Raw genomic sequence first — 21,920 nt, 5'->3', positions numbered from 1 at the left:
TTGCATGCGCAACGACCTGCCCTGGCGTGCGGAATCAGACGGGCCAGAGCGGCCCTTCCTGCATCGTGCCGATCTGCTCGCGCAGTTCGAGCACGCGCTCTTCCCAGTAGCGATGTGTGTTGAACCACGGGAACGCGGCGGGGAACGCCGGATCGTCCCAGCGCCGCGCGATCCATGCCGAATAGTGGATCAGCCGCAGCGTGCGCAGCGCCTCGACCAGATGCAGTTCGCGCGGATCGAATTCGCAGAAATCCTCATAGCCGGCCAGCAGGTCGGCCAGCGCCGCCGATGCGCCGGCGCGATCACCGGGCAGCAGCAGCCAGAGATCCTGGATCGCGGGCGCCATGCGACTGTCGTCGAAATCGACGAAGTGCGGGCCGGCATCGGTCCACAGCACGTTGCTCGGATGGCAATCGCCATGCGCGCGCAGCAGGCGCACGTCGCCGGCCCGCTCGAACGCGGCCTCGACGCCTTCGAGCGCCAGCGAGACCACCGTTTCGTAGGCCGCGCGCAACTCGGCGGGAATCATGTCCTGCGCGAGCAGGTAATCGCGCGGCTCGTAGCCGAAGCTGCGGATATCGAGCGTGGGCCGCTCGCGATACGACTCGGTCGCGCCCACCGCATGAATCCGGCCGATGAAGCGGCCGAGCCATTCGAGCGTGTCGCGCCGGTCGAGTTCGGGCGCGCGCCCGCCGCGACGGTCGAACACCGAGAAACGAAAACCCTCGAACGCGTGCAGCGTGTGGCCGTCGAGCGTGCGCGCCGGCACGGCCGGAATTTCGCGCGCGGCCAGTTCGGCCACGAACGCGTGTTCTTCGAGAATCGCCGCGTCGGACCAGCGTTGCGGGCGGTAGAACTTCGCGACGATCGGCGGGCTGTCTTCGATGCCGACCTGATAGACGCGGTTCTCGTAGCTGTTGAGCGCGAGCAGGCGGCCGTCGGTGCGCAGGCCGGCGGGCATCAGCACGCTGTCGAGCGCATCGAGCACGCGCTCGGGCGTGAGGCCCGCAAAAGGAAGGCCGGCGCTGGCGCCGGCCGGGGTGGGTTCGATGGAGTCGTCGTGCATGCCGGCATTGTGCCCCGCGCGGCAGCGCTTGACGAGATCTCAGTGAATCGCCGCGCCCGCGGGCAACACCGATTCGCCGGTATCGATCAGGTCCTCGAGAAAGAAGGGTTCGGTGTTCAGTTCCTTCGAATCGCCCGGCACGCCCGCGTACCAGGTCACCATCGCCATGTCTCCGAGAAGGCGCTGGACGATGCCACGTGCCCCCTTCGGAACGGCGATATGCGTAGTGCAGACAATCGAACCGACATGCATGATGTTTCCCCGCTTCTAAAACCGGCCGGTGTGCCGGCCGCGAATACTGGAATGCGCCGCCCAAGGGCGAAAACACGACTCCGTTGTCAATCGATTCGCACTTCGATGGAATTGCGTCGATGCCCAATCACGTCACGGCGCTTGCCGCGATCCGGCCGCGGCGCCCCGAAACGCGGGGCTTGACCGGCCGCACCGGAAAACAGACCGGCGTGCATCATCATAACCCGACTATCGTGACGGTCAGCAGAACACAAAAACATGCCTATTGCGTGACGTTGTTTGCAACACGAACGCCGCTGCATGCACGCGCAACCGCTTCTCGTGGGGGCGCAATCGCGGCAACCGGCGTATCGTTGCGGTTTGTTCGTTGTCTGGAGAATCAGCGTGACCGCTTCGCCCGGGTCGCCGGAGCCGGCCGCCAGCCGCTCCGCGCAGGCCGCCCCGCCCCCTTCCGTGCCGCCCTATCTCGAGCGCGGCACGCGCGGCTACTGGCACGCGAGCATCGCGCTGCTGTTCGCCGGCTACACCACCTTCTCGCTGCTCTACTACGTGCAGCCGCTGCTGCCCGAGTTCTCGACGACGTTCGACGTCAGCCCCGCGCAGAGCAGCCTCTCGCTGTCGTTCGCAACGGCCGCGCTCGCGCTGGCGATTTTCGTGGCGGGCTTCGTGTCCGAGACCTTGAGCCGGCACCGGCTCATGACGCTGTCGCTGACGCTCTCCTCGCTGCTGACTTTGGCCGCCGCGTTCGTGCCGCATTGGCATCAACTGCTGGTGCTGCGCGCGCTGACGGGCCTCGCGCTCGGCGGCGTGCCGGCGGTGGCGATGGCCTATCTCGCCGAGGAAGTGCATCCCGACGGCCTCGGGCTGGCGATGGGCTTGTACGTGGGCGGCACCGCGATCGGCGGAATGGCCGGGCGCGTGATCACCGGCGTGCTGGCCGAGCTGTTCGGCTGGCGCATCGCGGTGGCCGGCATCGGCGTGCTCGGCCTCGCCTCGATGCTCGCGTTCCGCGCGCTGCTGCCGCCGTCGCAGCACTTCACGCCGCGCCGCGGGCTGGGCCTCGCGCATCATCGCAGCGCGCTCGCGCGGCACCTGACGGGCCGCCGCGAGTTGCCCGCGCTGTTCCTGATGGCGTTCGTGCTGATGGGCAGCTTCGTCACGCTCTACAACTACATCGGCTACCGGCTGCTGGCGCCGCCGTATTCGATGAATCAGGCCACCATCGGCGCGATCTTCGTCGTGTATCTGGTGGGGGTGTTCGCGTCGCCGTGGTCGGGGCGCATGGCCGATTCGGTCGGGCGCGGGCGCGTGCTGATCGGCAGCATCGTGATGATGGCGCTAGGCGTCGCGCTCACGTTGCTCGCGCCGGTGGCGGCCATCGCGGCCGGCATCGCCTGCGTCACGTTCGGCTTCTTCGCGGGCCATTCGGTGGCGAGCGGCTGGGTCGGACGGCTCGCCAAGGAAGGCAAGGGGCAGGCCGCCGCGCTGTATCTGCTGTCGTACTACATCGGCTCCAGCGTGATGGGCTCGCTCGGCGGGCATGCCTGGAGCGGCTCGGGCTGGGCCGGCGTGACCACGCTGGTGGGCGCGCTGCTGGCGCTCGGCCTGCTTGCCTCGATCTGGCTGCGCACGCGCGAACGCGCCGGGGCGGCCTGATCGGGTTGCGCGGCAAGCGGTGCGCAACGCCGCCCGCCGGCACGCGCCACGCTTGCGGCGCACCGCGCGCTGCGCTAACGTAGCGATTCGTCCGATTTACTACGGTTTCCGAAACATGCGGCCTCACGCGCCCGTCCACGTCATCGATTGCCTGCCGCCTCTGGCGCGGCGGCTCGTGCGTGCGCAAGCCGCGCCCCCTCCCCCTGTCGATCCGCCGCGCCTCGGCGCGCCCCCGCCGCTTCGCGCGGCCCGGCGCGGCTGACCCGCGCCGGCACGTTTCACTCACCGGTTCCGCCCGTTTCCCACGCTCGCGCTTCGCGCGGCGCAGGCACGTGCGCGACCGTCGCCGACTCCGATCGACACGGGATCTCCCATGCGTTTTCTGCAACGCGCGTTCGTCGCGCACTTCACCACTTCTTCGTTCGTCCTGCTCTGGAGCAGCGGCGCCATCTTCGCCGAACTCGGCGTGCGCCATGCCTCGGCGCTGGCCTTCCTGATCGCACGTTTCGCAGTGGCCTCGCTCGCGCTGGCGGCCATCGCCGGCCGACGCGGCCGATGGTTGCCGCCGTGCGGCGGGCGCCGCATCACGGCCCTGATCGGCACGCTGATGGGTGGCTATTCGATCACGTACCTGTTCGCGCTCCAGCACGGCATCACGCCCGGCATGCTGGCCACGCTGCTCGGCGCGCAGCCGATCCTGACGCTGGCGCTGGTGGAGCGGCGCTGGTCCGCGCCGCGCCTGGCCGGCCTGCTGCTCGCGCTGACCGGGCTGGCGCTGGTGGTCTGGCACGGCCTCGACGGCGGCGGCGTCTCGCTGGCCGGCGTGGCGATCGCGCTGGCGGCGCTCGTCACGATCACCGCCGGCGCGCTGCTGCAAAAGCACAGCGGCGTCGCGCCCGCCGACGGCCTGGCGATGCAGAACGCCGTGGGCCTCGCGATGAGCCTCGCCTGCGTGCCGTTCGCGCCGGCCGGCGCGCTCGCATTCGAGGCCGGCTGGCCGTTCGTCGTCGCAGTGTTGTGGCTCGGCATCGTGATCTCGGTGGCCGGGCAGATGCTGTTCTACCGGTTGATGCGCGACGGCGACGCCGTCAACGTGACGAGCCTGTTCTACCTCGTGCCGGTGGTCACCACGCTGATGGATGCGATCGGTTTCGGCAACCTGCCGGGCCGGCTCGAAATCGCCGGAATGGCCGCGATCCTGGCCGGCCTGGTGCTGGTGTTCCGCCATGCGCCCGATCGAGCGATGCCGAACAAGAAAGCCATCGGTAATATTTCGGAAAGCGAACGATAGGGCGGCGCGCGTACCTGTGCGCCGGGAAGTCTTTCCCCGAATCGGTAACAATCTGGAATGCGAAATGTGAGTTTTCCTTGCCTATACTCGAATCAACCGCCCGCATCACGATGAGCGGATTCGATCGAGGAGGGAGACAATCATGGGCTACTTCACCGTAGGCGATTTCATTCTTCTGATTCCGATGGCGCTTGCCGGCGCACTGTTCCTTGGCGCGGTTCCCTGCGGCACGCATCACGTCCGGCACAACCTGCTGCGCGTGATTGGCGCGATGCTCGGCGTGGGCGTCGCGTTGCTGCTCGTGGAGGGCTTGCCCGCGCTGATCTAGCGCGGCAGCGGATCATCGCGCATGCACGGCGCGCGGCCCTCGCGGCGCGCCGTGGCTTTCCCGCTTCGCTCTCGCGGCCGTCACGCCGGGCCGGACATGGACGTGCGCATCCCGGTGCCGCTACACTGCGGCGTCCTGACGATGCGTTCCTGCGAGGAAATCCATGACCCGAGCGATCTCGGTTGCCTTGATTGTCGGCGGCCTCGTGCTGCTGTATTTCGGCGGCCAGTCCTTCCATTCGTTCAACGACAGCCTGTCGCGCCTGTTCACCGGCTCGCCGGCCACCAAGACGATCCTGCTCGTCGCGGGCGGCGCCGTGGCGACGCTGGCCGGGCTGATCGGCCTGGCGATGCCGGGCGGCAAACGCTGAACGCGCCGCCCCACCCAGCGCCGCACCATGAAAAAAGCAGCCGATTCGGGCTGCTTTTTTTATCGATGCGCGACGCACGCGCTGCACGTCACCTCACAGCCTGACATCCGGCTTCGACGCCGAGCGCGACCCGGCCACCGGCCGGTTGCTCTCGCCGTGATAGGTGTAGACGAGCGAGAACTTCACGCGATCGCTGCGGTTCTGCCCGGCCGAATGCAGCGTATTGCAGTGGAAGAACACCACGTCGCCCGGTTGCAGTTCGGGGCACACGGCACGATCGATCATGGCCCGGTTGGCCGGCAGGTCGCCACGGAAGAACTTCGCGTCGTCGAACGCCTCGGCGCCGAACGTGGCCGTATGCGAGCCGGGCACGAGCCAGAGCGCGCCGTTCTCGTTGGTTTCGGCGCCCACCGCGAGCCAGACCGACACCAGATCGGCCCGCTCGAACGCCCAATAACGAAAATCGCGATGCCAGCCGGTCAGGCTGCCGTACATCGGATGCTTGGTCATCATGCAGTTGTGATGCACGCGCGAGAGCAGTGCCGTCTCGCCGAAATACGCCTGCATCCAGGCGGCGATCTCGGGTGCGGTGGCACGCTCGGCGAACGCCGGCGAACGGCCGTGCGCGTCGAGCAGACGGCGCACCGTCTTGCCGCCCGGCGCATCCTTCGATTCGGGCGCGCCCGGATAACGCAGGTCGGCCTCGAATTCGAGCGGCTCGGCCGCCTCGTGCAACTCGCGCTCGGCCTCGGCCTTCAGCGCCGCGCAGGTTTCCGGCGCGACCAGCCCGCGGGCGATCACGTAACCGTGCTCGCGCAATGCTGCGATCTGCGCGCGAATCATCTCGGACTGCTGTGAAGACATGGTCGACTCGGTGTCGTTTTGATGAATCGATGATTGTATGACGGCGCACGATTCGGCGGAACCCGGGCCCGGGCAACGCCCGGCCCTTTTTTCACGGGTGCCTCGGAACTGTCGTGCCGCCCGCACGGACTAACCCCGCGAACGGCATCGGGCCTGCACGACTTCCTGGCGTCACGGAGCGCCGGTAGCCTGTCGCGGCCTGTCATTTCGACTGGCGCGGTCTTTTTTGGCATCCGCTACCATGCAGCGGTAGGTCGCCAGGGGCCACTTTTACTCAGGCGTCGGAATCCGGCCACCCGAAGCGGTCACCGATCCGGCCCTTTACGAGCCAAGTCACATCGTCATGTCTTTCAGCCTCACCTCCCGTCTGACCCGCGCCGCCAAGCGTCTTGCGCCGCTCGAGCCGCGCCGGATCGTCCGCACGCTGCGCCACCATCAGGCGCGCACGCGTGCCCTGGCCAGCCGCGCGGTCACGCCGTCCGCGCCGCGCCTCGGCAGCGGCCTGCGCACGTGGCTGCACAACTTCCTGGCCGCGATGCGCGCCCACGCCAAGACGCGCCGCCTCGGCCTGCCGGCGCTGCTGCGCAAGCCATCGTCGCTGCGCCTGCTGACGCTGCGCCGCGCGAACGGGCCGCGCCGCCGCGTCAACCGCCCGCGTCGCCTGCTGGCCAGCGCAGGCTGGTTCGCGTTCGGCGCGCGCTGAAGCGAAGTCGCCCGCCGGCTTGAGGCGGGTACGCGGGGCCTTCGGCGGCATGCTCGGCTGCGGTAGCCTGGTCGGCCGCTTCAGCGTCTGCCATCCGCATCGACACGCCAGCGCTCAGGCGGCCCGAATCGAGCGTATCGCGCGATCCGGCCATGCTTCGGTAAAGCCTCCCGCCGCGCCGACGACACGCAGCCCATCCCCGCAGCAACAAAAAACCCCGGCCTGGACCGGGGTTTTCTTTGCGCGCCGAAGCGCGCGGCCAGCGTGGCGCGGCTTACGCCGTTTGCGCCACGGCCGGCTCGACGCCGGCTGCCTCGGCGAGGATCAGCGCCTTGTCGGTCGCTTCCCACGTGAATTCCGGCTCCGAGCGGCCGAAGTGGCCGTAGGCGGCCGTCTTTTCGTAGATCGGACGCAGCAGGTCGAGCATCTGCACGATGCCCTTCGGACGCAGGTCGAAATGCTCGCGCACGAGCTTCGTGATGACGTCGTCGGACACCTTGCCCGTGCCGAACGTGTTGACCATCACCGAGGTCGGCTCGGCCACGCCGATTGCGTACGACACCTGGATCAGCGCGCGCGAGGCCAGGCCCGCGGCAACGATGTTCTTGGCGACGTAACGGCCCGCATAGGCGGCCGAACGGTCGACCTTCGACGGATCCTTGCCCGAGAACGCGCCGCCACCGTGCGGGGCTGCGCCGCCGTAGGTATCGACGATGATCTTGCGGCCGGTCAGGCCGCAATCGCCTTGCGGGCCACCGATCACGAAACGGCCGGTGGGGTTCACGAGGAACTTGATGTCGCCCTTGATCAGCTCGGCCGGCAGCGTCGGCTTGATGATCTCCTCGATCACGGCTTCGCGCAGTTGCGGCAGGTCGATGTCCGGCGAATGCTGGGTGGACAGCACCACGGTGTCGATCGCATGCGGCTTGCCGTCGACGTAGCGGACGGTGACCTGCGACTTCGCGTCGGGACGCAGCCACGGCAGGCGGCCGTCGCGGCGCAGGTTGGCCTGGCGCTCGACCAGACGGTGCGACAGGTAGATCGGCAGCGGCATCAGTTCCGGCGTTTCGTCGCACGCGTAACCGAACATCAGGCCCTGGTCGCCCGCGCCCTGATCGAGGTTGTTGTCGTGCGCGCGATCGACGCCTTGCGCGATGTCCGGCGATTGCTTGTCGTAGGCGACCAGCACCGCGCAGCCCTTGTAGTCGATGCCGAAATCGGTGTTGTCGTAGCCGATGCGACGGATGGTGTCGCGCGCGATCTGGATGTAGTCGATGTTGGCGGTGGTGGTGATTTCACCCGCCAGCACGACGAGACCGGTATTGCACAGCGTTTCGGCGGCCACGCGCGAGTATTTATCCTGCGTGAGGATCGCGTCGAGGATAGCGTCGGAAATTTGATCGGCGACCTTGTCCGGATGACCTTCGGATACGGATTCGGACGTGAAGAAGAAGTCGTTTGCCACTTGAGTCAGCTCCTGTGTGGTTACGGTTGCATTCACGTAGCCAGCTTCGGAAGCGATTGAAGCGGCGACGCTTTAGCGGATTTCTTGATCCGGATGAGCGCTTTGGCCCTGCCGGCTTCGCCCCGCAAGTTGTCAGTTAACTCGGCGAAGCCCGTATTATAGCGACTTTATTCATCAGTCACGCAAGAGCCCCGACGTGCCGGCCCTCACGATCCTTCAGAATTCCCATCCTTTCCCGCCTGCCGCGCAAGCGCATGGAGCATGCGCATGCTAGGGCGCCTCGCCACCCGGCTCGCACTGCTTGTGCTGAAGCTGTTCGCAGTACTGCCTTACGGCGTGACGGCGCGCTTCGGCGACGGCCTCGGCTGGCTGCTCTATCGCATTCCGAGCAGGCGAAAACGCATCGTACATACGAATTTGAAACTTTGCTTTCCTGAATGGAGCGACGCGCGGCGCGAGGAAATCGCCGGCAAGCATTTCCGTCATGCGATCCGCAGCTACGTCGAGCGCAGCGTGCAATGGTTCGGCTCCGAGAAGAAGCTCGCCAAGCTGATCGAGGTGGACAGCGCGATCGATCTGACCGATCCGGACATGCCGCCCACGCTGCTGCTTGGCTTTCATTTCGTCGGCATCGAGGCGGGCTCGGTCTGGATCAATCATGAGTTGCAACGCACCTGCGGTTCGTTGTACCAACCATTTTCCAACCCGGTGATCGAAGCGGAGGCCAAGCGCGCGCGCAGCCGCTTCGACGCCGAAATGGCCGGCCGCGCCGACAGCGCGCGCATCGTGCTGCGCTGGCTGCGCGACCGCAAGCCGGTCATGCTCGGCGCCGACATGGATTACGGACTGCGCAACTCCACGTTCGTGCCGTTCTTCGGCATTCCCACCTGCACGCTGACCGCCGTCGGCCGCCTGGCCATGACGGGCCGCGCTCAACTGGTGCCGTTCATCGGCGAGGTGCTGCCGAACTACAAGGGCTACCGGCTGCGCGTATTCAAGCCGTGGGAGAACTACCCCACCGGCAACGACGATCTCGATGCGCGCCGCATGAATGCCTTCCTCGAAGAGCAGATCCTGCTGATGCCCGAGCAGTATTACTGGGTCCACAAGCGCTTCAAGACGCGCCCCGAAGGCCAGCCCGGCTTTTATTGAGCGACGCGCGCGGCGCACTCGTCGCGCAGGTAGCCGAGAAACGCCTGCTGCACCGCCGTGCCGAGCCAGTCGGCGCGCAGCGTATAGCCCACCACGCGCCGCGCCTCCGGGGCTTCCAGCTCCAGCGCGGCCATCTCGCTGCCCGGAAACGCCTCGTCGATCTGCGAGCGCGGCAGCAGCGTGATGCAATCGCTCTCCGCCAGCATCGCCACCATCATCGCCAGCGAGCTCGTCTCGACCACCAGCGGCGGCTTCACCGTCAGTTGCGCGAGCAGCGCATCGATCACGGTGCGGCGCGGCACGTTGCGCTGGGGCACCACCCACTCGTACGCCGCCAGGTCACGCGTGGCCACCCGCTTGCGCCGCGCCAGCCGGTGGCCCTTGCGCACCGCGATCACGTACGGATCGGCGAACAACTCGGTTTCGCCGAGCAGCCCCGTCACGCGCGGCTCGCGCAGCGCGCCGACGATCACGTCGAGCGCGCCGTTCTGCAATTCCCGCGACAGGCGCTCGTACGAGCCTTCGTCGACCGTCACGCGCGCCGCCGGATAGCGCGCACGCAAGCGCTGGATCGCCCGCGCGACGCGGCGGGGCGGCAACATCGGCAGCAGGCCGATCGCCAGCTTGCCGGTGAGCTGGCCGCGCGCGGCGGCCAGATCCTCGCGCGCCTGGGCGATCTCGACCAGCGCCACGCTGAGGCGGCGCGCGAATTCGATGCCGGCCGGATTCGCCGCCACGCTGTGCACGCGGCGCCGGTAGAGCGACACGCCGACCGTCTCCTCCAGTTGCCGCGCCGCGCGATGCACGGCCGGCTGAGAGATGCCGAGCCGCTGGGCCGCCTCGGCCGCCGAACCGGCTTCGGAAATCGCGATGTGGCAGCGCACCTGCGCGTCGGTCAGGTGGCGGCACAGGTTCGCCGCATGGGCCGCGCCAGCCGTGCCGGCCTTGCTTGCCGTGGCCTCACCCACCAGCGCCGCGATGCCGCCCTCGATCTGGTCGAGCATGCGCCGCACGCGCCGCTGCAGGATCGCGCCGTCGGCCGTCAGCTCGCTGCCGCCGAAACCGCGCACGAACAACTGGCCACCGAAACTGGCTTCCAGCTTGGCGATCGCCAGGCTGACGGCCGGCTGCGTGCGTCCGGCCCGCGCCGCGGCCTGGCCGATGCCGCCCGCCTCGCACACCGCGTCGAACAGGAACAGCCGCCGCAGTCGCGACAGGTCGTCGTCGTGCGGATCGTCGTCGCGAATCGCCATCCGTCCCCCTGGGTCGTCTCTGTGGAAACCCCTAGCTTAACCAAAATTTATGTGCCAGGCCTCACTACATATTGCGGCCCGCGACGCCATCCGCCTTACAGTGGCAGCCATTCGTTCCACACCGATTTCAATCAGGAGACCGGACATGTCCGTCGTCATCGATACCCATACCCACGCCATTTCTCCGGATAATCAACGCTATCCGCTCGCACCGGTCGGCGGCCATCAATCCGAGTGGTCGGCCAAGCGCCCGGTCACCTACGCCGGCCTGCTCGAATCGATGGATGCGGCCGGTATCGACCGCGCGGTCGTGGTGCAGGCATCGACGGTGTACGGCAACGACAATAGTTATGTGGTCGACGCGGTGCGTGCGCACCCGGACCGCTTCGCCGGCGTGTTCTCGATCGACGTGCTCGCGGCCGACGCCGTCTCGCAACTGCAGCGCTGGCTCGACGCCGGCCTGTCGGGCCTGCGGCTGTTCACCACCGGCAGCACCATGCCGGGCCAGGCCGGCTGGCTCGACGACGAGCGCTCGTTCCCGGTGTGGGATTACGCGCAGCGCCACGGCGTGTCGATCTGCCTGCAGATGACGGCGCAGGGCATTCCGGCGCTGCTGAACATGCTGGCGCGCTTCCCGGAGATCCGCGTGCTGCTCGATCATCTGGCGCGTCCGGACCTGGCCGGCGGCGCCCCGTACGAAGCGGCCGCGCCGCTGTTCAGCCTGGCCGAACATCGCGGCGTATACCTGAAGCTGACCAACCGCACCATCGCCGAGGCCTCGCGCGGCGCATCGACGCCGGGCGAATTCTTCCCGCGCGTGCTCGACGCGTTCGGCGCCGACCGCATTGCCTGGGGCTCGAACTTCCCGGCCGCCGAGGGTTCGCTGCCGCAACTGCTGGCCGATGCGCGCGACAGCCTCGCGATGCTGCCCGCGCCGGCGCGCGAGGCGATCTTCGGCGGCACGGCGCTGACCGTCTACCCGGCGCTGTCGCGCTGAGCGCGAGCCCGAAACTCATGCATTCCGGAATCCGACGATGACCCGCACCTCGCCCGCCCCGCGCCTGATCACCGCGCTGAAAACCTACCCGCACACGCAACCGCTGAAAACCGGTGCGTTGAGCGACCCGGCCGTCGACCTCGTGTTCGACGACGTCGAGCCGATCCACCGCGCGTTCGCGCCGATGGCGCGCCGCCAGGTCTACGACGTCAGCGAACTGGCGATCGCCACCTATTTGCAGGCGAAGGCCTACGGCAAGCCGCTGGTGCTGCTGCCGTTCGTGATCGCCGCGCGGTTCCAGCAAGGCTGCATCATCTACAACCGCCGCCACGGCGAACTCGACGTGAGCCGCCTGGCCGGCAAGAAGGTGGGCGTGCGCGCCTACACGCAGACCACCGGCATGTGGGTGCGGGCGATCCTCGCCGGCACCTACGGCGTGCCGCTCGAACAGATCGAATGGGTCACGTTCGAGGGCGCGCACCTGGAGGAATACCGCGAGCCGCCGTTCGTGCGCCGCGCTGCCGCCGACCAGAAGATGCTGGCGATGCTGCACGCGGGCGAGCTGGACGCGGCGATCTTCGGCAACGATCTGCCCGACGATCCCGATTTCGCGCCGCTGATTCCCGACGCCGCCGCCGCCGATCAGGCCTGGTACGCGCAACACCGTTTCGTGCCGATCAACCATGTGGTGACGGTCACGCAGGCCGCGGCCGAGGCGCATCCGGAGGCCATTCGCGCGGTGTATAAGCTGCTGTGCGAAGGCAAGGCGGCCGCCGCCGCCGCGAATGGCGGCACCAACGCCGGCAAGCCGGACAAGCTTCTGGCAGGCTACGAGGCGCTGCGCGGCCCGCTGCAGGAAACGATCGCGGCCTGCGAGGCGCAGCAGTTGCTGCCGCGCACGCTGAGCGTCGACGAGATCTTCGCCGACAGCTACGCGATCCTCGGCGACACGGCGCGCTGACCCGCGCCGCGCCGCTTCGTACCCGCATCGGTATCACGCTTTTCGCATGTCGAGCGAGCCCCAGTTCGCCGCCGCACCACCAGGAGACACCATGAGCTTGCCCGGCAAGTCCACCGCCACCGCGCCCCGCCGGCGCCGCCCGTTCTACCGCGACCTGTCGTTCCAGGTCATCGCCGGCATGGCGCTCGGCGTTGCCACGGGCTACGTGTTCCCGAAGTTCGGCATCAACCTGCAGCCGCTCGGCGACGCGTTCATCCGCGTGATCCAGATGCTGATCGGCCCGATCATCTTCTGCACGGTGTGCAGCGGCATTGCCGGCGTGAAGGATTTCGGCAAGGTCGGGCGGGTGGCGATCAAGGCGCTGTTCTATTTCGAGGTGGTCACGTCGCTCGCGCTGGTGCTCGGGCTGGTGGTGATCAACGTGCTGAAGCCGGGCGTGGGCATGAACGTGGACATCCACAGCGTGCATTCGTCGGCCGTGGACGCCTACGTGGCGAAGGCGCACCACGTCGTGACCACCAGCGAATTCCTGCTCAACGTGATCCCGCACACGGCGATCAGCGCGTTCGCCAACGGCGACGTGCTGCAGGTGCTGTTCTTCTCGGTGCTGTTCGCGTTCGGCCTGGCGGCGATCGGCGAGCGCGCCAAGCCCGCGCTCGACCTGATCGATTCGGCGGCCGGCTCGCTGTTCTGGATCATCGGCCTGACCATGAAGGTCGCGCCGCTCGCCGCGTTCGGTGCGATCGCATTCACCGTCAGCAAGTTCGGCTTCGGCACGCTGCTGTCGCTCGGCAAGCTGGTGCTGGAGTTCTACCTGACCTGCGCGCTGTTCCTGGTGCTGATCCTCTGGCCGATCGCGAAGCTGAACGGCTTCAGCCTGCTGCGCCTGATGCGCTACATCGGCGCGGAACTGCTGCTGGTGATCGGCACCAGCTCGTCGGAAACGGTGTTCCCGCAACTGATCGACAAGCTCGAACGGCTCGGCTGCGAAAAATCGGTCGTGGGCCTCGTGCTGCCGACCGCCTACACGTTCAACCACGACGGCACCTGCCTGTATTTCGCGGCCGCCGCCGTGTTTCTCGCGCAGGCCACCAACACGCCGATGAGCTGGCACGACCAACTCGTGCTGCTGCTGGTGCTGCTGCTGACCTCGAAGGGCGCGGCCGGCGTGTCCGGCGCCGCGATCGCGGTGCTCGCCGCCACGCTGGCCGCCTCGAACACGATTCCCGTCGAATCGATCGCGTTGATCCTCGGCATCCACAAGGCGATGTCGAGCGGTTTCGTGTTCACCAACATCGTCGGCAACAGCGTCGCGACGATCGTGGTGGCGAACTGGGAGAAAGCGCTCGACCGCACCGCGCTGCGGCGTGAACTGAAAGCCGGATTCCAGCCCGACGCCGCGCCGCTCGCGCGGCTCGACCGGGCCGAAGGCGGCCACGCCGGCCACTGACCTCGCACGAACCGGCGCCCAGGCGGGCGTCGGTGCAGCAAACGCAGCCCGATACGCTGCGCAATTAATTAGCCCTGCGAATAATAATGCGGTGTCGCGTCGCGGCGCACCGATGGGGCGTGACAACACGGAGACACACGGTGAAGACAAGGGTTTGGAGACACCTCGGGATGGGCCTGTCGGCCAGCACGGCGCTGACGGTGATGCTGCCGGCGCACGCGCAGTCGAGCGTGCAGCTGTACGGCACGGTGGATGGCGGGATTCGCTATCAGACCAACGCGGCGAAGGGCGGCGGCACGATCTACACGATGAATTCGAACGGCTATTTCAGTTCGAACAAGCTCGACTTCCGGGGCCGCGAGGATCTGGGCGGCGGTTGGGATGCGCACTTCCTGCTGGAAAGCGGCTTCAACGTCGGCAACGGCCAGCTGGACAACACCACCAACACGCTGTTCCAGCGGCAATCGTTCGTCGGCCTGGGCAACAAGAAGTACGGTTCGCTCGATTTCGGCCGGCAATACACGATCGCGCACGACATCATCAGCTACTACGATCCGTTCCACTTCCACTTCACGCCGATCCTGCCGCTGACGCAGGCGTCCGACGGCACGCGCAACAACAACGACGTGAAGTACAAGAACCACTTCGGCAACGTGCTGTTCGAGGTGGACAACTCGTTCGGCGGCGTGGCCGGCAATTTCGCCAGCGGCGCGGCGCACGCGGTGGGCCTCACCTACACACTCGGGCCGGCCTCGCTCGGCGGGGTGTACGGGCACCGCAGCGTGCTGTCGGGCACCAACTACGCGGGCGACACCTACTACATGGGCGGGGCCAGCTACCGGCTCGGGCCGGTCGAGCTGTCGGGCGGCTTCATGTCGGAGGATCTGCAAACGCAGGGCGCGCCGCACCAGGTGACCAACAACGCCTTCGGCGGCCTGTCGTGGAACATCAAATCGACGATGGTGCTCTACGGCGGCTATTACCAGACCACGGTGTCGACCGACAAGGCGAGCCGGCGCGGCCTGTCGATCGTCTCGCTGGCGTATCTGCTGTCCAAGCGCACCACGCTGTACGCGGAAGCCGACTACACCTCGTATCGCCATTCGGTGGTCAGCACGCTCAACCCGAACGGCGTGCCGAGCCAGACGGCCGTGACGATCGGCATCGACCATCTGTTCTGATGTAGCGCCAACGGGCGGGCGCGGCCTTCATTGCGGATGGGGGGCGCGCTCGACCTTCGGCATGCCTTTGGCGCGCGCTTGCGCGAGGTCGTGGGCCAGTTGCTCGGCCAGCCAGAGGTCGGCGCGGCCGCCGCGCTCGACGCCGAGCCAGCCTTCGATGCGCAGGGCCATTTCGGGGGAAATCGCGGCGCGGGCGTTGAGCACGCGCGACAGCGCCGCGCGCGTCACGCCGAGTTGCGCCGCGGCTTCGGTGACGGACAGGCCCAGTGCGGGCAACACGTCGTCGCGCAAGGTTTCGCCGGGGTGAGGGGGGTTGAGCATGCGTGTCATTCGGGTAGCGGTTCAGTGATAGTCGCGAGGTGAAATCGCCGGCCGACGCCACGATTGGCATTCAGCTTCCAGAAGATCCTCGCCAAGAAAACAACGATTCTGCAAGCACCGCCATCTCATAACCCTGCGCGATAGTGTCTCGTTCGCTGGCCGTCCGGCCGGCTTGCCGATGAAATCCCCCGTCATTGATTCGCACCCCGAAGCCCGCTACCCCGCCCCCATTCCCGCCCGGCAGTCCATGTATCATTCACGGTCAGGCTGACGCAGCGCGCGCGGCGTACCCGGCGCAGCGCCTCCCCGGCGCGCCGCCCGGCTCGATCGCGCCCCGCCAGCCCCGTCCGACAGGCAACCCTGGAATACCGTGAAACTTCCGTTCACCAAGATGCAAGGCGCCGGCAACGACTTCGTCGTGCTCGACGGCACCGCCGGCGACCTCGGCCTCACGCCGGCGCGCGTGCGCGCGCTCGCCGACCGCCATTTCGGCATCGGCGCCGATCAACTGCTGCTGGTCGAGCGGCCGAGCCTCGATGGCGTCGATTTCAAGTACCGGATCTTCAATTGCGACGGCGGCGAGGTCGAGCATTGCGGCAACGGCGCACGCTGCTTCCTCAAGTTCGTGCGCGACAAGGGCCTGACCGACAAGCGCACGGTGCGCGTCCAGGTGCAGCACGGCGTGATCACGCTGACCATGCAGGAGAACGGCGAGGTGGTGGTCGACATGGGCACGCCCGTGTTCGAGCCGGCCCGCGTGCCGTTCGACGCGGCCGGGCTGGACGCCCGCCGCGAGGGCGCGGACACGCTCTACCCGCTCGACGTGAACGGCGCGACGCGCTGGATCTCCACGGTGTCGATGGGCAATCCGCACGCGGTGCAACTGGTGGACGATGTCGAAGCGTTCCCCGTGCTGGTCGACGGCCCCGCGATCGAGCGCCACGCGCGCTTCCCGCAGCGCGTGAACGCCGGCTTCATGCAGATCGTCTCGCGCAGCGAAGTGAAGCTGCGCGTGTTCGAGCGCGGCGCGGGCGAAACGCTCGCCTGCGGCACCGGCGCCTGCGCGGCCGTCGCGGCCGGCATCCGGCGCGGCGTGCTCGATTCGCCGGTTGCCGTCCACACGCACGGCGGCACCCTGACGATCCGTTGGGACGGCGCCCGCGACGACACCGCCCCGTTGACGATGGCCGGCCCCGCCGTGACCGTCTTCGACGGCGCGATCGAACTGGCCGTCTGAGCCCGCCGACCCGGCCCACCGCCCCGATCCCCCCGCTCCCGAACCCCAGCGCACCGGAACCGAACGCTTTATGAACGAACGCGACGTCGCCGACTATCTGCTCGCCAACCCCGAATTCTTCGCCCGGCACGCCGAACTGCTGGCGACGGTCAAGCTCGCGAGCCCGCACGGCCGAGCCGCGATCTCCCTGCAGGAACGGCAGATGGAGATGCTGCGCGACAAGAACAAGCTGCTCGACCGGCGCCTGGCCGAACTGCTGCGCTACGGCCACGAGAACGACGGCCTGGCCGCGAAGTTCGACCGCTGGAACGCCCGCGTGATCGCCGAGCGCGACCCGCACGCGCTGCCGCGCGCGATCGCCGGCGGCCTGGCCGAGGTGTTCGATGTGCCGCAAACGGCGCTGCGGATCTGGGATGTCGCCGACGCCTATTCGCAGGCCGAATTCGCGCGCCACGTCGGCGAGGAAGTGCGCCTGTTCGCCAACAGCCTGACCACGCCGTATTGCGGCGCCAACACCGGCTTCGAGGCCGCGCAGTGGCTCGCGCCCGTCGAGGCTTCGGCCGAGAGCGGGGAAGGCACCGCTGCCGCCTCGGGCTCGCCCGAATCGATCGCGCTGGTGCCGCTGCGCCCGCCCGGCGCCGACCACGACGCCAACGCGTTCGGCCTGCTGGTGCTCGGCTCGCCCGACACGCGCCGCTTCCACGACGGCATGGGCACCGATTTCCTGGCCCGCATCGGCTCGCTCGCCAGCGCCGCGCTCACGCGCCTGCTGCCGCACTGAGCGGCATCGCCATGACCGACGATCCGATCGCCGCCTACCTGTCGTACCTGCAGCACATCAGGCAGTTGTCGGAGCACACGCTGCGCGGCTACGCGCACGAACTCGACGCGCTCGTCGCGTTCGCGAACGGCCGGCCGCTCGCGAGCCTGGGCGCCGCCGACATGCGCGGCGCCGTGGCGCGCGCCCATGCGGGCGGCCTGTCGGCGCGCTCGATCGCGCACCGGCTGTCGGCCTGGCGCGCGTTCTATCGCTGGTATGCGTTGCGCGTCGAGATGCCGGCCAACCCGGTCGCCACGGTGCGCGCGCCGAAACGCCCGAAGACCTTGCCGAAGGCGCTGTCGGTGGACGACGCCGCCGCGCTGATGGAATCGCCGTTCCCCGACACGCCCGAAGGCGTGCGCGACCGCGCGATCGTCGAGCTGTTCTATTCGTCGGGGCTGCGGCTCGCCGAGCTGGTCGGCCTCGACGTGCATTACGCCCAGGGCGGCGGCTACCGGTCGGATGGCTGGCTCGACCGCGCCGAGGCCGAAGTCACCGTGCTCGGCAAGGGCGGCAAGGAGCGCAAGGTGCCGGTCGGCCGCAAGGCGCTCGACGCGCTCGACGCCTGGCTCGCGCTGCGCGACGGCTGGGTGCGCGCCGATCCGCACCCGCTGTTCCTGTCGGTGCGCGGCAACCGGATGGCGCCCGGCGTGGTGCGCGACCGCGTCAAGCGCGCCGCGCTCACCGCCGGCATTCCGGCCAACGTCCATCCGCACGTGCTGCGCCATTCGTTCGCCACTCACGTGCTGCAATCGAGCGGCGACCTGCGCGCGGTGCAGGAGTTGCTGGGCCACGCCAGCATTTCGGCCACCCAGGTCTATACCTCGCTCGACTTCCAGCATCTGGCGAAGATCTACGACAGCGCCCACCCGCGCGCGAAGAAGCGCGACTGACGCGGCCGGCGGCCGGCGCGGGCCGAGTCCGGCGCACCGGCCGTGTGCCGGTTTTGCGCGGGTTCGGCACCCGTTCCTGCGCCCGTCGCCCACCCGTTTTGCACTGTTTTGCGCCCCGCGCCCGTGTTTTCACCTGCTTGACCGCCGCGCCCCGCGCGGCCCGAATCGATACCGACATGCAAACCGTTACGCTCAAACCGTCGAAAGACAAATCCCTGCTGCGCCGCCATCCGTGGATCTATGCCAACGCGATCGACCGCGTGGACGGCAAGGCGCCCGCGCCCGGCGCGACCGTCATCGTGCGCTCCCACGACGGCCGCTTTCTCGCGCGCGGCGCCTACAGCCCGCATTCGCAGATTCGCGTGCGCGTCTGGAGCTTCGACGAAGCCGAGCCGATCGACCACGCGTTCTTCAAGCGCCGCGTCCAGCGCGCCGTGGCGCATCGCCAGACGATGGTGACCGGCACCGACGCGGTGCGCCTGGTGTTCGGCGAGGCCGACGGCCTGCCCGGCCTGGTGGTCGACTATTACGTGGACGACGGCCTGCCGCACGCGCTGCCGCTCGGCCAGTCGCCCGACGCCACGGCGCCGGCCACCGAGCGCCGCGGCCAGTTGGTCTGCCAGTTCATGGCGGCCGGCGTCGAGGCCTGGAAGGAGGCGATCGTCGCCGCGCTGACGGCCGCCACCGGCTGCCCGAACGTCTATGAGCGTTCGGATGTGTCGATTCGTCAGAAGGAAGGGCTGGAGCAGATCACCGGCGTGCTGGCCGGCGACGCGCCGCCGCCCACGCTGATCGCGCGCGAGAACGGCGTGCGGTATCACGTCGACGTGCCGAACGGCCACAAGACCGGCTTCTACGTCGATCAGCGCGACAACCGCGCGCTGGTCGGTCAACTGTCGCGCGAGCGCGACGTGCTGAACTGCTTCTGCTACACCGGCGGCTTCTCGCTCGCGGCGCTGGCCGGCGGCGCCCGCCGCGTAGTGTCGATCGATTCGTCGGGCGACGCGCTGGCGCTGGCGCAGCGCAACGTCACCGCCAACGGCCTCGACCCGGCGCGCGCCACCTGGCTCGACGCCGACGCGTTCAAGACCCTGCGCCGCCTGGCCGACGAAGGCGAGCGCTTCGACGTGGTGGTGCTCGATCCGCCGAAGTTCGCGCCGGCGCGCGAGCACGTGGATCGCGCCGCGCGCGCCTACAAGGACATCAACCTGAGCGGCTTCCGGCTGCTGCGTCCGGGCGGCTTGCTGTTTACCTATTCGTGCTCGGGCGCGATCGACATGGATCTGTTCCAGAAGATCGTGGCCGGCGCGGCCGCGGACGCACGCGTCGATGCGCGCATCCTCAAGCGGCTCGGCGCGGGCGTCGATCACCCGCTGCTGACGGCGTTCCCGGAAGGCGAATACCTGAAGGGCCTGCTGTTGCAAATCGCCTGAGCGCCCCGATCTGCGGAATCCGCCGCGCGTATATGGCCGAACGGTCGAGGCGCGCGGTCTTGACAACTATGTTTCAATTAGTGGTTATGCAGGCGCGGCGGCAAGCCGGCGCCGCAATGGCATTGCGCCGGGGCCGTCCCGGCTTTGACCCCGTTTCCCAAACAAGGCGATCGACATGGCCACTCCCGTCACCATCCTTACCGGCTTCCTCGGCAGCGGCAAGACCACGCTGCTCAAGCGCATCCTGAACGAACAGCACGGCATGAAGATCGCCGTGATCGAGAACGAGTTCGGCGAAGAGAACATCGACAACGAAATCCTCGTGCAGGACAGCAACGAGCAGATCATCCAGATGAGCAATGGCTGCATCTGCTGCACGATCCGCGGCGATCTGGCGCGCGCGCTCGGCGATCTGGCCGCCCGCAAGCGCGAAGGCAAGCTCGATTTCGACCGCGTCGTGATCGAAACCACCGGCCTGGCCAACCCCGGCCCGGTCGCGCAAACCTTCTTCATCGACAGCGAGATCGCCGACGATTTCCTGCTCGACGCGATCATCACGCTGGTCGACGCCAAGCACGCCAATGCACAGCTCGACGAGCACGAAGTGGTGCAGCGCCAGGTGGGCTTCGCCGATCGCCTGTTCGTCACCAAGGCCGATCTGGTCGACGAGGCCACGCTCGCCGGCCTCAAGCACCGCCTGATGCACATGAACCCGCGCGCGGCGATCCGCCAGGTGAACTTCGGCGAAGCCGACATCAAGGAAATCTTCGATCTGCGCGGCTTCAACCTGAACGCCAAGCTCGAGATCGATCCGGATTTCCTGGTGGAAGACGATCACGCGCATCACGATCATGGTCATGACCACGGTCACGACCATGGCCACGATCACGCGAACTGCGATCATGACCACGGCCATTGCGATCACGATCACGGCCACGCTCATCAGAACCACCATCACGCGCACCACGACGACAAGATCAAGTCGTTCGTCTACCGCAACGATCGCCCGTTCGATCCGAACAAGCTGGAGGATTTCCTCGGTGGCATCCTGCAGATCTACGGCGAGCGCCTGCTGCGCTACAAGGGCGTGCTGTACATGAAGGGCGTGGATCGCAAGGTGGTGTTCCAGGGCGTGCACCAGATGATGGGCAGCGATCTGGCCGCGAAGTGGCTGCCGGTCGACAAGAAGACCAGCAAGATGGTGTTCATCGGCATCGACCTGCCGCAAGACCTGATCACCGACGGCCTCGACGCCTGCCTCGCGTAACGCAGGAGCACCCGGCCGGCCCCCTTGCGGCGCCGGCCGGCGCAGTTGAATTCCCGCCGTAGCCCACCCGCCCCCTTCCGCGTTCCACCGCTGCCGCCTTGCCATTGCCGGCCGCCTTTCCCTCGCCTTTCAACGCGCCCGAACGTTCGCGTCATTGTCGTTTTTACAGGGCAGGCACATGATTTGATCGCGTCATCGCTTTTTCGCGTTCCGCAGGTTATATTTTTGGGATATCCGGGCGGCGCGACCGCGGAATCCCCCCTATGCGGAACTGCGGAGCGATTCAGTTACAATACGTGCCCACTGGACGTGGCAGCATCAGGCCCGGTTCTTGCATGACTTATCGGGCAACACCGGCATCGCCACCGCCGGCCGGCCTCGAGCGGGCAGCGGAACACGCGACGCAGCAAGCGGGCCGGCACCAGGAGGTACCTGAGCGAACCGGTACCGGAGGCTTTCGGCCCCGACACGGCAAATGATTGGCAAACCATGACAACGGCCGTTGCGGGTAATCCCAAAGTGCGGGCAATCTCTCTCGATTTGCCGCACATTGAAGAAGCAAGCAGATGACGAACAAACTCTTGACCGAAGCCGAAATCCTGAAGATGAGCGACAAGGATTACATGAATGCCGATCAGCTCGCATTCTTCAAAAATCGGCTCGAACAGTTGCAGGCGGACATTCTCCGCAATGCAGGCCAGACGACCGAGAATCTGCGCGAAACGGTGATCGTTCCCGATCCCGCCGACCGCGCGACGATCGAGGAAGAACACGCGCTCGAACTGCGCACGCGCGATCGCGAGCGCAAGCTGCTGAAGAAGGTGCAGCAGTCGCTGGCCCGCGTGGATTCCGGCGATTACGGCTGGTGCGAGGAAACCGGCGAGCCGATCGGCATCCCGCGCCTGATCGCCCGCCCGACCGCCACGCTCTCGCTCGAAGCGCAAGAGCGCCGCGAGCTGC

Annotated in this window: 20 protein-coding genes and 2 pseudogenes; 16 read left to right on the top strand and 6 right to left on the bottom strand. The window is 67.7% G+C overall.

All coding sequences use genetic code 11. From position 1 onward, the window contains the following. Positions 1-34: 34 nt before the first annotated feature. Positions 35-1,066: a serine/threonine protein kinase gene (locus ACYP33_RS05735; RefSeq protein ID WP_459620324.1), complete on the bottom strand. Its 1,032-nt coding sequence runs from the start codon at positions 1,064-1,066 to the stop codon at positions 35-37. A gap of 39 nt (positions 1,067-1,105) precedes the next feature. Then, a complete protein-coding gene (locus ACYP33_RS05730) occupies positions 1,106-1,318 on the bottom strand; it encodes a hypothetical protein (protein ID WP_414443388.1) in 213 nt (70 codons plus the stop codon). Positions 1,319-1,702: 384 nt separating this feature from the next. Here ACYP33_RS05730 and ACYP33_RS05725 point away from each other — a divergent pair, with 384 nt between their 5' ends. From ACYP33_RS05725 to ACYP33_RS05710, 4 genes are all read left to right on the top strand, one after another. Beyond that, positions 1,703-2,974: an MFS transporter gene (locus ACYP33_RS05725; RefSeq protein ID WP_459620322.1), complete on the top strand. Its 1,272-nt coding sequence runs from the start codon at positions 1,703-1,705 to the stop codon at positions 2,972-2,974. A 373-nt stretch (positions 2,975-3,347) separates the two neighbouring features. Further along, positions 3,348-4,265: a DMT family transporter gene (locus ACYP33_RS05720; RefSeq protein WP_459620320.1), complete on the top strand. Its 918-nt coding sequence runs from the start codon at positions 3,348-3,350 to the stop codon at positions 4,263-4,265. Between the two features lie 139 nt (positions 4,266-4,404). Beyond that, positions 4,405-4,593, top strand: a complete 189-nt coding sequence (locus tag ACYP33_RS05715; protein ID WP_414445672.1) for a hypothetical protein — start codon at positions 4,405-4,407, stop codon at positions 4,591-4,593. A gap of 163 nt (positions 4,594-4,756) precedes the next feature. Next, positions 4,757-4,963: a DUF3185 family protein gene (locus ACYP33_RS05710; RefSeq protein ID WP_414443391.1), complete on the top strand. Its 207-nt coding sequence runs from the start codon at positions 4,757-4,759 to the stop codon at positions 4,961-4,963. A 93-nt stretch (positions 4,964-5,056) separates the two neighbouring features. Here ACYP33_RS05710 and ACYP33_RS05705 read toward each other — a convergent pair whose 3' ends face one another. Beyond that, entirely contained in the window at positions 5,057-5,827 is a 771-nt protein-coding gene (locus ACYP33_RS05705; RefSeq protein ID WP_414450753.1) for a phytanoyl-CoA dioxygenase family protein, read from the bottom strand. 343 nt (positions 5,828-6,170) lie between these two features. On the opposite strand from ACYP33_RS05705, the gene ACYP33_RS05700 reads away from it, so the two are divergent. Beyond that, positions 6,171-6,530 carry a hypothetical protein gene (locus ACYP33_RS05700; RefSeq protein ID WP_414450752.1) on the top strand — a complete coding sequence of 120 codons (360 nt, stop codon included), beginning with the start codon at positions 6,171-6,173 and terminating at the stop codon, positions 6,528-6,530. Between the two features lie 274 nt (positions 6,531-6,804). Here the strand turns inward: ACYP33_RS05700 and metK are convergent, their stop codons facing one another. Beyond that, positions 6,805-7,995: a methionine adenosyltransferase gene (gene metK, locus ACYP33_RS05695; RefSeq protein WP_414450751.1), complete on the bottom strand. Its 1,191-nt coding sequence runs from the start codon at positions 7,993-7,995 to the stop codon at positions 6,805-6,807. A gap of 261 nt (positions 7,996-8,256) precedes the next feature. Here metK and ACYP33_RS05690 point away from each other — a divergent pair, with 261 nt between their 5' ends. Next, on the top strand, positions 8,257-9,147 hold the full coding sequence (locus ACYP33_RS05690) for a lipid A biosynthesis lauroyl acyltransferase (RefSeq protein ID WP_459620317.1): 891 nt from the start codon (positions 8,257-8,259) through the stop codon (positions 9,145-9,147). On the opposite strand, the gene ACYP33_RS05685 is transcribed toward ACYP33_RS05690, so the two are convergent. Further along, positions 9,141-10,400 carry a LysR family transcriptional regulator gene (locus ACYP33_RS05685; protein ID WP_459620315.1) on the bottom strand — a complete coding sequence of 420 codons (1,260 nt, stop codon included), beginning with the start codon at positions 10,398-10,400 and terminating at the stop codon, positions 9,141-9,143. The genes ACYP33_RS05690 and ACYP33_RS05685 overlap by 7 nt on opposite strands. Before the next feature lie 217 nt (positions 10,401-10,617). On the opposite strand from ACYP33_RS05685, the pseudogene ACYP33_RS05680 reads away from it, so the two are divergent. The 4 genes and pseudogenes from ACYP33_RS05680 to ACYP33_RS05665 all read left to right on the top strand — a co-directional run. Continuing rightward, positions 10,618-11,397, top strand: a pseudogene (locus ACYP33_RS05680) (amidohydrolase family protein); the annotation flags it as partial. A gap of 37 nt (positions 11,398-11,434) precedes the next feature. Continuing rightward, on the top strand, positions 11,435-12,358 hold the full coding sequence (locus ACYP33_RS05675) for a substrate-binding domain-containing protein (RefSeq protein ID WP_459620313.1): 924 nt from the start codon (positions 11,435-11,437) through the stop codon (positions 12,356-12,358). Between the two features lie 91 nt (positions 12,359-12,449). After that, positions 12,450-13,808, top strand: a complete 1,359-nt coding sequence (gene dctA / locus ACYP33_RS05670) for a C4-dicarboxylate transporter DctA (protein ID WP_414450748.1) — start codon at positions 12,450-12,452, stop codon at positions 13,806-13,808. Positions 13,809-13,948: 140 nt separating this feature from the next. Beyond that, a complete protein-coding gene (locus tag ACYP33_RS05665) occupies positions 13,949-14,989 on the top strand; it encodes a porin (RefSeq protein WP_414450747.1) in 1,041 nt (346 codons plus the stop codon). 27 nt (positions 14,990-15,016) lie between these two features. Here ACYP33_RS05665 and ACYP33_RS05660 read toward each other — a convergent pair whose 3' ends face one another. Beyond that, on the bottom strand, positions 15,017-15,319 hold the full coding sequence (locus ACYP33_RS05660) for a HigA family addiction module antitoxin (protein ID WP_459620311.1): 303 nt from the start codon (positions 15,317-15,319) through the stop codon (positions 15,017-15,019). Between the two features lie 361 nt (positions 15,320-15,680). Here ACYP33_RS05660 and dapF point away from each other — a divergent pair, with 361 nt between their 5' ends. The 6 genes and pseudogenes from dapF to dksA form a co-directional block, all read left to right on the top strand. Continuing rightward, positions 15,681-16,547: a diaminopimelate epimerase gene (gene dapF / locus ACYP33_RS05655; protein WP_414450745.1), complete on the top strand. Its 867-nt coding sequence runs from the start codon at positions 15,681-15,683 to the stop codon at positions 16,545-16,547. Between the two features lie 70 nt (positions 16,548-16,617). Next, on the top strand, positions 16,618-17,328 hold the full coding sequence (locus tag ACYP33_RS05650; RefSeq protein WP_414443401.1) for a DUF484 family protein: 711 nt from the start codon (positions 16,618-16,620) through the stop codon (positions 17,326-17,328). Between the two features lie 11 nt (positions 17,329-17,339). Next, entirely contained in the window at positions 17,340-18,260 is a 921-nt protein-coding gene (xerC, locus tag ACYP33_RS05645; RefSeq protein ID WP_459620308.1) for a tyrosine recombinase XerC, read from the top strand. Positions 18,261-18,436: 176 nt separating this feature from the next. After that, entirely contained in the window at positions 18,437-19,693 is a 1,257-nt protein-coding gene (locus tag ACYP33_RS05640) for a class I SAM-dependent rRNA methyltransferase (RefSeq protein WP_459620306.1), read from the top strand. A gap of 163 nt (positions 19,694-19,856) precedes the next feature. Next, positions 19,857-20,960 (top strand): annotated as a pseudogene (locus ACYP33_RS05635) (CobW family GTP-binding protein); the annotation flags it as partial. Positions 20,961-21,526: 566 nt separating this feature from the next. Beyond that, positions 21,527-21,920: RNA polymerase-binding protein DksA (dksA, locus tag ACYP33_RS05630; protein WP_459620304.1), on the top strand; the 394-nt coding region annotated here is incomplete at its 3' end.

Source organism: Burkholderia sp. 3C (assembly GCF_054589155.1).
The sequence above is the reverse complement of the archived record's forward strand: the minus strand, read 5'-3'. Positions and strand labels throughout refer to the sequence as shown.

Excerpts from the sequence above, each read along its gene's own strand:
- ACYP33_RS05730 (WP_414443388.1), bottom strand. The coding sequence starts at position 1,318 with ATGCATGTCGGTTCGATTGTCTGCACTACGCATATCGCCGTTCCGAAG.
- ACYP33_RS05660 (WP_459620311.1), bottom strand. The coding sequence starts at position 15,319 with ATGACACGCATGCTCAACCCCCCTCACCCCGGCGAAACCTTGCGCGAC.
- ACYP33_RS05720 (WP_459620320.1), top strand. The coding sequence starts at position 3,348 with ATGCGTTTTCTGCAACGCGCGTTCGTCGCGCACTTCACCACTTCTTCG.
- ACYP33_RS05650 (WP_414443401.1), top strand. The coding sequence starts at position 16,618 with ATGAACGAACGCGACGTCGCCGACTATCTGCTCGCCAACCCCGAATTC.
- ACYP33_RS05700 (WP_414450752.1), top strand. The coding sequence starts at position 6,171 with ATGTCTTTCAGCCTCACCTCCCGTCTGACCCGCGCCGCCAAGCGTCTT.
- dctA (WP_414450748.1), top strand. The coding sequence starts at position 12,450 with ATGAGCTTGCCCGGCAAGTCCACCGCCACCGCGCCCCGCCGGCGCCGC.
- xerC (WP_459620308.1), top strand. The coding sequence starts at position 17,340 with ATGACCGACGATCCGATCGCCGCCTACCTGTCGTACCTGCAGCACATC.
- ACYP33_RS05710 (WP_414443391.1), top strand. The coding sequence starts at position 4,757 with ATGACCCGAGCGATCTCGGTTGCCTTGATTGTCGGCGGCCTCGTGCTG.
- ACYP33_RS05735 (WP_459620324.1), bottom strand. The coding sequence starts at position 1,066 with ATGCACGACGACTCCATCGAACCCACCCCGGCCGGCGCCAGCGCCGGC.
- ACYP33_RS05690 (WP_459620317.1), top strand. The coding sequence starts at position 8,257 with ATGCGCATGCTAGGGCGCCTCGCCACCCGGCTCGCACTGCTTGTGCTG.
- ACYP33_RS05685 (WP_459620315.1), bottom strand. The coding sequence starts at position 10,400 with ATGGCGATTCGCGACGACGATCCGCACGACGACGACCTGTCGCGACTG.
- ACYP33_RS05675 (WP_459620313.1), top strand. The coding sequence starts at position 11,435 with ATGACCCGCACCTCGCCCGCCCCGCGCCTGATCACCGCGCTGAAAACC.
- ACYP33_RS05640 (WP_459620306.1), top strand. The coding sequence starts at position 18,437 with ATGCAAACCGTTACGCTCAAACCGTCGAAAGACAAATCCCTGCTGCGC.
- ACYP33_RS05705 (WP_414450753.1), bottom strand. The coding sequence starts at position 5,827 with ATGTCTTCACAGCAGTCCGAGATGATTCGCGCGCAGATCGCAGCATTG.